Below are 11422 nucleotides of genomic sequence, written 5' to 3'. Positions count from 1 at the left end.
GGGCGGGATCAGGCGGCCTGGCATTGAGGAGGGTGACTGCGTGCGACGCTGCCCGCCGTCCCACCACGTTGGACGGTCGGACGGGGCAGCGCGCAGCGCGTTCGGCTGATTACCGTTCGGTCACCCAACGGGAGGAGTCGATGTGCAGCGTGTACCGGGAACCAAACTGCGGGCATCCGTCGCGGCGCTCGCGCTGACGGCCGGCGGGATCGTCGCCGTCCAAGCCATTGCCGCGCCCGCCCAGGCCGGCTGCTACGAGAGCAACTACGGCTCGCCGGTGCAGGTCTACGTCGGCGGAGTCAAGCGCGGTGTGGAGCAACTGCGCTCGCCGGAGACCTGCAACCGCAACGGCGTCTACTACGGCAAGATCAGCGACACCTACACCGACGGCTCCTGCCTGGCCGTCCGCTACTACGACCCTGCCTACGTCGGGACGCAGGGCACCAGCTGCGACTCGGCCGGCTACAACTACACCTTCTGGGACCAGAACGGCAACGTCTGGGCCGACTTCCGCGGCCAGCTCACCGCCACCGGGGCGCTGAGCACCAACTACTACAACGGCGCCTACTGACCGGATGCTTGTGGGCCGGTTCGCCGAGCGGACCGGCCCGCAACCAGCGAGTTGACGGGATGTGACATGAGAACGTCCAGGCTCGCCTCCGTGGGCCTCGTGGTCGCCCTCGCCGCCGCCGGCTGCTCCTCCGCCGGGCCGGCCGCCGACACCGCGCCGGCGAAGCCGGTGGAGAAGGTGATGGCCGAGGCGCTCGACCGGGGCGACGACAACCGGGACGAGACGCTCGCCTACTGGGACCAGGTGAACAGCGCGCTGGTCGGGTGCATGAAGGCGGAGGGCTACGACTACCAGCCCTTCATCGACCAGTGGGCGGTCGACCGCCGGATCGCGCTGGGGCTCACCCGCGAGCAGTTCGTCCGGCAGTACGGGTACGGGCTGACCACGCTGATCGACTACCTGCCGCCCGGCACCCGGCGGGTCGACCCGAACCGTAAGGCGCTGGCCGGGATGACCTCGGAGCAGGTCGGCGGCTGGCGTGGTCGGCTGGAGCGCTGCCGCAAGGAGACGGACGGACGGTTCGGGCCGGCGCCGAACGTCGCGAACCTCCGACTCAGCCCCGAGCAGTCGGCTCGCAGTGACCGGATCTACGGTGCGGTCGACGCCGATGCCCGGGTCGTCCGGGCCGGCGAGGCGCGGAGCACCTGCCTGGAGGAGAAGGGCTTCGACAGCGGGGACGCCCGGTCGCTGCGGCTGGCGAAGGCGGCTGAGAAGTTCCGCGACGGCTTCGAGCGGGCCGTCGCCGAGGCCGAGGAGGCCGGACGGGACAGCGCGGCGCTGCGCCTCGCGGACGTCTTCACCGCCACGGAACTCGCCGAGCTCAAGCGGCTGCAGGAGCGGGAGATCGCCGAGGCGCGGCAGACCGAGCCCTGCCAGTGGCCCTACGACGACCTCTACAAGCAGGTCTACCGGGAGTACCTGGACAAGGCACTGGCCGGTGAGCTGTGACTCGAACGGCTCGGCACCCGGTGCTGGCCCGGCTGGCGGCGCTGGGTCGCTCCGCGTCCGCGCGGCGCCCCGGTGCGCTGTCGACACTGGTCGCGGTGGCGGTGCTGGCGGCGGCGGTCGGCTGGTGGGCGGGCCGAGCCATCCAGTCTCCGATGGAGGCCGCCCAGCACGCCGCGCCGCCTGAGGCGGGCGCGATCACGGTGCCGGTGGAGCGCCGGGTGATCGCCACCTCGGTCGTGGTCCGTGGCGCGCTCGGGTTCGCCGAGCCGCAGGCGCTGACCGTGGACGCCGACCTCGGCGACGGCCGGCTCGGCAAGCTCGTGGTCACCGGTCGGGTGCCGAAGCCGGGCAGCAGCCTCGACGAGGGGGACGTGGCGCTGCAGATATCCGGCCGGCCGGTGATCCTGATGGACGGGGCCATCCCGATGTACCGCACGCTGGCGCCCGGCAGTACCGGCCCGGACGTCCGCCAGCTGGAGCGGGCCCTGGCCCGGCTGGGCCACTTCACCGGGCTTCCGGACGACAGGTACGACGCCCGGACCTCGGCCGCCGTGGAACGGCTCTACCGGGCCGCCGGATACGAGCCGGTCGGGCCGTCCGCGGAACAGGAGCAGCAGGTGGCCGCGGCACGCGATCGGATCGCCGCGGCCGACGGCGCCCTCGACACCGCCCGGGCGGCGCTGCGCAGCGCCGAGCGGGGGCCGCCGGCGTCGGAGCTCACCGTGGCCCGGGCCCGGGTGCGCAGCGCCGAGGCCGACGTCGAGGCCGCGGTCCGGACGCGGGACGCGGCGATCGCCGACGGCGCGCCGGAGGCCACCATCGGCCGGCTCACGGCTGACGTGGAAGCGGCTCGGGTGGAGCTGGAGCTGGCCCGGGCCGACCTGGCCGAGCTGACCGGCTCCGCCGACGTGTCCGCCGCGCAGGCCGCGGTGACCGCCGCCGTCCGGCGGCAGGCCGAGGCGCGCGCTGCGCTGAGCCGGCTCCAGGCCGCCGTGGGGGTTCGCCTCCCTCGCGGCGAGGTGGCCTTCGTTCCGGCGCTGCCCCGGCGGGTGGACAAGGTGGAGACGGCCCTGGGGCGCGAGGCGAGCGGCACGGTGATGAGCCTGACGGCGGCGGCGCTTGAGGTGGTCAGCGGCATCTCGGCGGAGGAGCGAGGGCTGCTCAAGGTGGGGCAGCGCGCGCAGCTCGACGAGGGCGAGGGAGTCGCCACCTTCGCCGGCGAGGTGTCGCACGTCGCGGACAAGCCGGGCACGGGCGACACCCCCGACGGGCAGTACGAGCTGCGGATCAGGCCGGTCGGCGCCGTTCCGGCGGAGCTGCACGGTCGGGACGTGCGGATCCGCATCCCCATCTCCAGCACCGACGGCACGGTGCTCGCCGTGCCGCTGGCCGCCCTGATCACCGACGCCTCCGGCGCGGCCCGGGTACGGGTCTCCGACGGATCGGGCGGGCGCGACGTGCCGGTGACCGTGGGCCTCTCCTCGGGTGGGTTCGCCGAGGTGCGGGCCACGGGCGGGGCGCTCGCCGAGGGTGACCTGGTCGTCGTCGGCGAGCGGTCGTGACACCCCTGGTCGAGCTGCGTGGCGTCAGCCGGGTCTTTCCCGCCGTCCGGCCGGTGACCGCGCTACGCCCCACGGACCTGACGATCCGGGCCGGCGAGTGGGTCGCCATCACCGGTCGCTCCGGCTCGGGCAAGTCGACGCTGTTGCAGATCCTCGGTCTGCTCGACCGTCCGACGTCGGGGTCGTACCGGCTCGACGGAGAGGACGTGTCGGGCCTCTCCGACCGGGCACGCACCCGGCTGCGCTCCTCCCGCATCGGTTTCGTGTTCCAGAGCTTCCACCTGATGGCCCACCGGTCGGCGCTGGAGAACGTCACGGTCGCGCTGCTGTACCACGGCTGCCCCCGGCGGCAGCGGGTCGCGCGGGCGGCCGAGGCGTTGGACCGGGTCGGGCTCGCCGACCGGGCCGGCGCCATGCCGACGACGATGTCCGGCGGCGAACGGCAGCGGGTGGCGGTGGCCCGCGCGCTCTCCATCCATCCCCAGCTCCTCCTCGCCGACGAGCCGACCGGAAACCTCGACTCGGCGACGGCGGAGGAGGTGCTGTCGCTCTTCGTCCGGCTCAACGACGAGGGGCAGACGGTGCTCATGGTCACCCACGACGGGCAGGTCGCGGCGCGGGCCCGGCGTCGCGTCGAGATCACCGACGGGACCGTTCGCGAGGTGACGGTCGATGCGTGACCTCATCGGGGAGGCGTTGGCCGGCATACGGGCCCGGGTGCACCGCACGCTGCTGACCGCGCTGGGTGTGGTGGTGGGCATCGCCGCCCTGGTGGCGACCCTCGGTCTCGCCACCACCGCCGGTGCCCGCATCGTGTCGCACTTCGACGAGCTCGCGGCCACCTCGGTGACTGTGCTGCCGGCCAACGACGGCGGTCCGGAGCGAGCGCAGAGCGCCATCCCGTGGGACGCCCCGGAACGTGTCGAGCGGCTGAACGGGGTGGTGGCGGCCGGGACGATGAGCACTCTGGATCTGCCGGGCACACCCGTCCGGGCGACCGCGGTGGTGGACCCGCTGGCCAGCGACGTCACCCAGCCGCCGCTGGTGGCGGCCTCGCCGGAACTCCTCGGCGCGGTACGCGGGTCGCTGCTCGCCGGGCGCTGGTACGACCAGGGGCACAGTGACCGTCGGGACGGGGTCGTGGTGCTCGGCGGCCGGCTGGCGGCCCGGCTGCACCTGGCCGACGTGAGCCAGTCGCCCGCCGTCTTCGTCGGGGACCGTGCGTTCACCGTGATCGGCGTGCTGGGCACCGTGGAACGCGTACCCAGCCTGCTCGACGCGGTGATCCTGCCCGACGGCACGGCCCGTACCCGGTTCGGGCTGGCCGCGCCGCTCTCCGTGGTGGTGGAGACCGATGTCGGGGCGGCGGCGCTGGTCGCCGGCCAGGCCCCGCTCGCGCTGGCACCGCAGCAGCCGGATGCCCTGGTGGCGCAGCGCCCTGCGGAGCCGGAGGCCACCCGGGCGAAGGTCGCTGCCGACACCCAGGCGCTGTTCCTGGCCCTCGCCGCGGTCACGCTCGCCATCGGCGCCGTCGGCATCGCCAACACCATGCTGGTCTCGGTGCTGCAAAGGGTCGGGGAGATCGGGCTGCGGCGGAGTCTGGGTGCCACCCGTGGCTCCATCGCTCTGCTGTTCATGCTCGAATCGGCGCTGGTCGGGCTCTTCGGTGGCGTCCTGGGCGCGGCGCTGGGCGTCCTGGCCGTGGTCGGGGTGGGCTACCTGCGGCAGTGGACGCCCGTCATGGAGCCGTGGCTGACCCCGGGCGGCGCGCTGCTGGGCGCCGTCGTGGGGTTGCTGGCGGGGATCTATCCCGCCTGGCGGGCGTCCCGGGTCGAGCCGGTCGCCGCGCTGCGGGCGGACGGCTGACCCCACGACTCACCCGTCGCCGCGCCGGTGGCCGCCCGCGGAGTGTCACCCGAGTAGGACACCGGCGTCCGGTTCTGGTTTGCTGCCGGTATGACCTTGACCCGGGGTGGGTTGGCGCGGGCCGGGGGCGGCAGCCGGGCGCACCGGCTGTACAGCGTGGTGGTGTTCGTGCTGCTCGCCTCGCTGGACAACGTGGCGATCGGGCTGGTCCCGCCGCTGTACGGGTCGATCGCCGACGCGTTCACCGTGCCGGAGCGGCTGCTCGGGCTGGTCACCGCGGTGAGCTTCCTGGTCAGCGCGGTGGCCGCGGTCGGTTGGGCGTACGTCGGGGACCGGGGCCACCGCAAGCCGCTGCTGATGGTCGGCACCCTGATCTGGGCGGCCGGGACCGGCGGCAGCGCGCTGGCCGGCAGCTACCTGACCTTCCTCGCCACCCAGCTGATCGCGGCGATCGGCCTCGGCGCCGTCGGCTCGGTCGGCTTCTCGGTGGTCACCGACCTGATCTCGCCCCGCCGCCGCGGGCTGGTGATGAGCTTCTGGGGGCTCTCCCAGGGCGTCGGCACCCTGGCCGGGACCCTGGTCGGTGGCCTGCTCGGCAGCACCGACTGGCGCCGGCCGTTCCTGGTGCTGACCGTGGTCGGCCTGGTCGCCACGCTGGCGTACCTGTTCACCTACGACATCCGGCGCGGGCAGAGCGAGCCGGAGCTGGCCGGCGCGCTCGCCGGCGGCGCCGACTACGACTACCGGATCCGCCGCGCCGATCTGCGCCGGATCCTGGACCGGCGGACCAACGTCTGGCTCATCCTGCAGGGGCTGACCGCGCAGGCCGCCTTCGGCTCGCTGGTCTGGCTGCCGGTGCTCTTCGGCCAGCGAGCCGAGGACCAGGGCTACTCGGAGCCGACCGCGGTGGTGGTGGGCAGTGTCTTCGCCACCCTGTTCCAGCTCGGAGGGGTCTTCTCCATCGTGGGCGGGCTGGTCGGCGACAAGGTCCAGCGGCGTACGCCGCGCGGGCGCGGTCTGGTCGCGTCGATCGGCATCCTCGCCGCGGTGCCGTTCTACCTGGTGCTCTTCCTGGTGCCGATCCGCATCGACGTGCCCGACGGCGGCAGCACCGGGGCGGTGGTCCGTGCGGTGCTGTCCAGCGTCTTCACCGAGCCGACGGTCGGGCTCAGTCTGCTGACCGCGCTCGTCGCGCTGGCCCTGACCTCGGCCAACTCGCCGAACTGGTTCGCGCTGATCGCCGACGTGAACCCGCCCGAGCACCGGGGCACCGTCTACAGCCTCGGCAACCTGGTCAACGGTGTCGGTCGGGCGGCCGGCAACGGCCTGGTCACGGTGGCCTTCAACGGGCTGCGGGCGGCGTTCCCACCACCGCTGAACTACGCCGTCGGGCTGGCCGCGTTCCAGCTCTTCTTCATCCCCACCGGCATCATGTACTGGCTGGCCTCGCGTACCTCGCCACGGGACATCACCGCCGTGCACGACCTGCTGCACAGCCGTGCGGAGCGCCTGGAGGAGTGACGGGGCCCCGGGGGAGTCGCCCCCGGGGCCCCGGTCGCACGTCAGCCGCGGAACCAGACCGTCACGTCGGTGGGGACCGCGCCGTCGTCGGTCAGCGGGGCGCTGCTGTGCAGCAGCTCCGCGCCGGCGGGCAGCGGCACCGGCGCCGGGCCGAAGTTGGTCAGCACGGTCAGCCCGCCGTTGTCGAAGGTGAGCACCTCATCGCCGGACTCACGCCAACGCAGCGTGCCCCGGCCCAGCTCGTGCTCGCGGCGCAGCCGCAGCGCGGTCCGGTACATCTCGTAGGTCGACCCCGGCGTCTCCCGCTGGCGGTCCAGGGCGTACTCGGCCCAGAGCGTCGGCTGCGGCAGCCAGCTCGCGTCGGTCGGCCCGAAGCCGTACGACGGCGAGTCGGCCTCCCACGGGATCGGCACCCGACAGCCGTCCCGGCCGCGGTGGGTGTGCCCGCTGCGGAACCAGGTCGGGTCCTGGCGAGCCTCGTCCGGCATCGTGGTGTGCTCGGGCAGACCCAGCTCCTCACCCTGGTAGAGGTAGGCCGAGCCGGGCAGGCCCAGCATCAGCAGGGTGGCTGCCCGGGCCCGGCGCAGGCCGAGCGCCGCGTCCGGCTGCGGGTCGCCGATGCCGATGCCGTTCGGCCGGGGGGTGCCGACCGGCAGGCCGAGCCGGGACGCGTGCCGCACCACGTCGTGGTTGGAGAGCACCCAGGTGGTCGGGGCGCCGACCGCGTCGGTCGCCTCGAGCGAGCGGGTGATCACCGCGTACTGGGCGGGCGCGGACCAGGCGGCGAGCAGGTACTCGAAGTTGAACGCCTGGTGCATCTCGTCCGGGCGCACGTAGCGGGCCAGCCGCTCGGCCGGCTCCACCCAGGCCTCGGCGACCAGCACCCGCTCACCGGGGTAGCTGTCCAGCACCCGGCGCCACTCCCGGTAGATCTCGTGCACGCCGTCCTGGTCCCACATCGGCGGGCGGGGCCGGTCGCCCTCGTTGCCGGAGAGAATCTCCTGCGGCTCCTGCCAGTCGGCCAGGTCGGCCTGCTTGATCAGCCCGTGCGCGACGTCCACCCGGAAGCCGTCCACGCCGCGGTCCAGCCAGAACCGGAGGACGTCCAGGAACTCCGCGCGCACCTCGGGGTTGTCCCAGTTCAGGTCCGGCTGGCCGGTGTCAAAGAGGTGCAGGTACCACTGGCCCGGCCGGCCGTCCGGGTCGACGGTGCGGGTCCAGGCCGGCCCGCCGAACACGCTCTGCCAGTCGTTCGGCGGCTGCTCGCCGTCCGGGCCACTTCCGTCCCGGAAGATGTACCGGGCCCGCGCCGGGCTGCCCGGCTCGGCGGCGAGCGCCTCGGTGAACCAGCGGTGCGCGGACGAGGTGTGGTTGGGCACCAGGTCGACGATCACCCGCAGACCGCGTGAGTGGGCCTCGCCGATCAGCTTGTCCGCGTCCGGCAGCTGGCCGAAGAGCGGGTCGACATCCCGGTAGTCGGCGACGTCGTAGCCGGCGTCGGCCTGCGGCGACGGATAGAACGGCGAGAGCCAGACCGCGTCGATGCCCAACTCGACCAGGTGATCGAGCCGGGCGGTGATGCCCGGCAGATCCCCGATCCCGTCCCCGTTCGAGTCGGCGAACGATCGTGGGTAGATCTGGTAGATGACCGCCTCGGTCCACCAGCCGGTGATCGGGTCACCGGTCGGACTCTGCTGCGTCAGGTTGGTGTTCAGGGTCTTCTCCCGAGTGTCGTGCGTGGGTGCGGGTGGATTCCCGGCGGCGGTGACGGGCAGTCCGTTCAGTTTGCCCGGGGTGGTGCGGTCGATTCGCGCACGACCAGCCGAGTGGGCAGGATCACCGGCGGTGTCGGCGCGTCCGGCCGGCGGTCGCCGGCCGGCCCGGGCGTCCGGCCGGGGACCGGGTCGACCATGGAGCCGCCGAGCGGGTCGAGCAGCAGCCGGGCGGCCAGCCGGCCCTGCTCCGCCGCCGGCTGGGCGATGGTGCTCAGTCCGAGCACCCCGGCCAGGTCGTGGTCGTCGATGCCGATCACGCTGACGTCCTGCGGGACCCGCAGTCCGGCGTCGCGCAGCGCGGTCATCGCGCCCATCGCCATCTCGTCGCAGGCCGCCACGATCGCCGTCGGCGGTTCGCCCCGGGCCAGCAGCTCCGCGGCGGCCCGGTTGCCGCCGTCGATGGTGAACTGGGACTCGATGTCGAGACTCGGATCCGGCCGGATGCCGGCCGCCCGCAGCTCCGCCTGGTAGCCGCGCCGCCGGTCCAGGTGGGTGGTGTAGGCCAGCTCGTCGTCCGGGTCGCCGGAGATGTGCGCGATCCGCCGGTGGCCGAGGTCGAGCAGGTGCCGGGTGGCGGTCCGCGCGGCGGCCACGTCGTCGATCCGGACGCACGGCCAGCCCGGTACGACGGTGCCCGAGCTGATCGTCACCCCGGGCAGGTCCAGCGCGGCGAGGGCGGTCAGGTCGGCCGCCCGCAACGGGGTGGCCACCAGGATGATGGCGTCCACCCGCTTGTGCAGGTTCGCCGTGCGCAGCACCCGCTGCCGGATCTGCTCCCGCCCGCCGAGATTGTGCAGCAGCAGGTCGTAGCCGGACTGGTGAAGGAAGTCCTCGACCGCCTCGACGACCGTGCTGAAGAACCACCGGGTGATCCGGGGGACCACCACGGCGACCGTGCCGGTCCGGCCTCCGGCGAGCCGCGAGGCGCTCGGCGAGACGGCGTAGTCCAACTGCTCGGCGGCGGCGAGCACCCGGTGCCGGGTCGCCGCCGAGACCGTCGGGAGCCCGCGCAGCGCCCGCGAGACGGTGGCCGTGGAGACCCCGGCCAACCGGGCGACATCATCAATCCTGGTCACGGTTCCCCCGCTCCGCGTCCGCGTCCGCCGCCGCCTGGTGCTGGGCGGCGGCGGCGCGGGTCAGCCCTTGACGCTGCCGGCGAGCAGACCTCGCACGAAGAAGCGCTGCAGGGACAGGAACACGATCAGCGGTACGACGATCGAGACGAACGCGCCGGCGGTCAGCCGTTGCCACTCGTTGCCCCGGGTGCCGGCCATCTCGGCCAGCCGGACGGTGAGCGGAGCTGTCTCGTTGCCGCCGCCGGCGAAGATCAGCGCGACCAGTAGGTCGTTCCAGACCCAGAGGAACTGGAAGATGCCGAACGCGGCCAGCGCCGGGGTGATCAGCGGCAGCACGATGGTGCGGAAGATCTTCGGGTGGCTGGCTCCGTCCACCCGGGCCGCCTCCATCAGGTCTCCGGGCAGCTGCGAGATGAAGTTGTGCAGCAGGAAGACGGCGAACGGCAGCGCGAAGCAGGTGTGCGCGAACCACACCTGGGCGAACTTCTGTTCGTCGACCAGGTCCCAGGCCGGCATCAGGGTGACGCCGGCGACGGTGACGCCGGTGGAGAAGAACTTCAGCAGCGGCACCAGCGCCATCTGCAGGGGCACGATCTGCAGCGCGAAGATCGCGATGTAGACCCAGTCCCGGCCGCGGAAGTTGATCCACGCCAGCGCGTACGCGGCCAGGGCCGCGAAGGCGAGCGGGAAGAGCACCGAGGGAATGGTGATCGCCAGCGAGTTGATGAAGTAGCTGGCGAGCTGCCCGGACGATGCCGAGCGCCCGAACAGGACCTCCTGGTAGTTCTCCAGGGTGAACTGCGGGTTGCTGAAGGCCGTCCACCAGCCGGTGGTCTTGATCTCGTCCTCGGGCCGCAGCGAGGAGAGGAAGAGACCGAAGGTCGGGATTGTCCACACCACCGCGATGACGATCGAGATGAGGGTCGCGGTGCGGCTGTTCAGCCGCTTGCGGACCCGCCCGGCGGTGGTCTTCGGTGCGTCGGTCTGCTGGGTGCCGGCGGCAATTGTGGGCGTGGCGGTGGTCATCTCAGCCCTCCCGCTGCTGACGGAGGTTGCGGATCTGGTAGATCACGACCGGGATGACCAGGATGAAGAGGAAGACCGCGAGCGCGGAGCCCTGCCCGTTCTGGCCGTACCGGAACGCCTGGTTGTACATCTCGTTGGCGATCACGCTGGTGTCGTAGTTGCCGTTGGTCGAGGTCCGGACGATGTCGAAGACCTTGAGCGTGGCGATCGAGAGGGTCACCACCACCACGATCAGCGCCGGCCGGATGCTCGGCATGGTGATCTGCCAGAACATCTGCCACGGGCTGACCCCGTCGAGCCGGGCGGCCTCCACGATGTCCGCGGGGATGGCCTTGATGGCGGCGGAGAGCACCACCATCGCGAAGCCGGCCTGGATCCAGACCATGATGACGATCAACAGCAGCGTGTTCAGGGGTGACTCGAGCAGCCACTGCTTGGGTTCGCCGCCGAGGCTGACCACGATCTGGTTGAGCAGGCCGATCTGGTCGCCCTCGCCCCGGTAGGCGTAGACGAACTTCCAGATGATGCTCGCGCCGACGAAGGAGATGGCCATCGGCAGGAAGATCAGTGACTTGGCCACGGCCTCGAACCGGGCCTTGTCCACCAGCACGGCGTAGATCAGGCCGAACGCGGTCGCCACCAGGGGAACCAGGAGCACCCAGACCAGGGTGTTGATCAGGACCCGGACGATCGAGTTGTCGGAGAACATCCACCCGTAGTTGCGCAGGCCCACCCAGTTGGTGCTGCCGCCGTCCATGAAGGAGAGCAGCGTGGTACGGATGGCCGGCACGACCAGGCCGACGGTGAGCAGCAGCAGCGTCGGCAGCAGGAAGAAGAGCGCGAAGACGCCCTCCCGCTGCTTGCGCCGGCGGGGCAGCGGGGCCCCGCTCGCGGAGGCGGCGACGAGCTGCCCCTCCCGCCGCCGGGCGAACCAGGCCGGCACCACGTCGAGTAGCAGGAGCAGACCGCCCACCACCGCGACGAAAGCGATCAGCCCGTACATCAGCATGAGGAACTTCGGCTGTTCCTCCGCGAAGTCGAACTCCATCGACCCTCCCAGGTCCGGATCCGCCGGTG

Annotated in this window: 10 protein-coding genes; 6 read left to right on the top strand and 4 right to left on the bottom strand. The window is 72.6% G+C overall.

Annotated features, from left to right (window positions below; translation table 11 throughout):
- The first annotated feature begins 142 nt into the window (after positions 1-142).
- From ACIP9D_RS14370 to ACIP9D_RS14345, 6 genes are all read left to right on the top strand, one after another.
- Positions 143-571 carry a hypothetical protein gene (locus ACIP9D_RS14370; RefSeq protein ID WP_350871914.1) on the top strand — a complete coding sequence of 143 codons (429 nt, stop codon included), beginning with the start codon at positions 143-145 and terminating at the stop codon, positions 569-571.
- Positions 572-637: 66 nt separating this feature from the next.
- The gene (locus ACIP9D_RS14365) at positions 638-1519 is read left to right on the top strand and encodes a hypothetical protein (protein ID WP_350871916.1); all 882 of its coding nucleotides are present in this window, start codon (positions 638-640) and stop codon (positions 1517-1519) included.
- Positions 1516-3081 carry a peptidoglycan-binding domain-containing protein gene (locus tag ACIP9D_RS14360; RefSeq protein ID WP_350871918.1) on the top strand — a complete coding sequence of 522 codons (1566 nt, stop codon included), beginning with the start codon at positions 1516-1518 and terminating at the stop codon, positions 3079-3081. Before ACIP9D_RS14365 ends, ACIP9D_RS14360 begins: the two co-directional genes overlap by 4 nt.
- Entirely contained in the window at positions 3078-3761 is a 684-nt protein-coding gene (locus tag ACIP9D_RS14355) for an ABC transporter ATP-binding protein (protein ID WP_350871920.1), read from the top strand. The genes ACIP9D_RS14360 and ACIP9D_RS14355 overlap by 4 nt, the downstream gene beginning before the upstream one ends.
- Positions 3754-4947 (top strand): ABC transporter permease, encoded by a 1194-nt coding sequence (locus tag ACIP9D_RS14350; protein ID WP_350871922.1) that lies wholly within the window; start codon positions 3754-3756, stop codon positions 4945-4947. The genes ACIP9D_RS14355 and ACIP9D_RS14350 overlap by 8 nt, the downstream gene beginning before the upstream one ends.
- 90 nt (positions 4948-5037) lie before the next feature.
- Positions 5038-6468 carry an MFS transporter gene (locus ACIP9D_RS14345; RefSeq protein ID WP_350871923.1) on the top strand — a complete coding sequence of 477 codons (1431 nt, stop codon included), beginning with the start codon at positions 5038-5040 and terminating at the stop codon, positions 6466-6468.
- A gap of 41 nt (positions 6469-6509) precedes the next feature.
- Here ACIP9D_RS14345 and ACIP9D_RS14340 read toward each other — a convergent pair whose 3' ends face one another.
- The 4 genes from ACIP9D_RS14340 to ACIP9D_RS14325 all read right to left on the bottom strand — a co-directional run bounded on the left by ACIP9D_RS14340 (position 6510) and on the right by ACIP9D_RS14325 (position 11393).
- On the bottom strand, positions 6510-8183 hold the full coding sequence (locus ACIP9D_RS14340) for a glycoside hydrolase family 13 protein (RefSeq protein WP_350872156.1): 1674 nt from the start codon (positions 8181-8183) through the stop codon (positions 6510-6512).
- Positions 8184-8248: 65 nt separating this feature from the next.
- Positions 8249-9319 (bottom strand): LacI family DNA-binding transcriptional regulator, encoded by a 1071-nt coding sequence (locus ACIP9D_RS14335; protein WP_350871924.1) that lies wholly within the window; start codon positions 9317-9319, stop codon positions 8249-8251.
- Positions 9320-9379: 60 nt separating this feature from the next.
- Positions 9380-10345: a carbohydrate ABC transporter permease gene (locus tag ACIP9D_RS14330; protein WP_350871926.1), complete on the bottom strand. Its 966-nt coding sequence runs from the start codon at positions 10343-10345 to the stop codon at positions 9380-9382.
- A gap of 1 nt (position 10346) precedes the next feature.
- Entirely contained in the window at positions 10347-11393 is a 1047-nt protein-coding gene (locus ACIP9D_RS14325; RefSeq protein WP_350871928.1) for a sugar ABC transporter permease, read from the bottom strand.
- Positions 11394-11422 lie beyond the last annotated feature (29 nt).

The sequence above is a fragment of the Micromonospora sp. NPDC093243 genome, from assembly GCF_044753725.1.
Taxonomy (GTDB): domain Bacteria; phylum Actinomycetota; class Actinomycetes; order Mycobacteriales; family Micromonosporaceae; genus Micromonospora.
Note: the sequence above shows the minus strand (reverse complement) of the source record. Positions and strands in the feature narration are given on the sequence as shown.

Coding starts and splice junctions, on each gene's coding strand:
- ACIP9D_RS14365 (WP_350871916.1), top strand. CDS start 638: ATGAGAACGTCCAGGCTCGCCTCCGTGGGCCTCGTGGTCGCCCTCGCC.
- ACIP9D_RS14350 (WP_350871922.1), top strand. CDS start 3,754: ATGCGTGACCTCATCGGGGAGGCGTTGGCCGGCATACGGGCCCGGGTG.
- ACIP9D_RS14345 (WP_350871923.1), top strand. CDS start 5,038: ATGACCTTGACCCGGGGTGGGTTGGCGCGGGCCGGGGGCGGCAGCCGG.
- ACIP9D_RS14330 (WP_350871926.1), bottom strand. CDS start 10,345: ATGACCACCGCCACGCCCACAATTGCCGCCGGCACCCAGCAGACCGAC.
- ACIP9D_RS14325 (WP_350871928.1), bottom strand. CDS start 11,393: ATGGAGTTCGACTTCGCGGAGGAACAGCCGAAGTTCCTCATGCTGATG.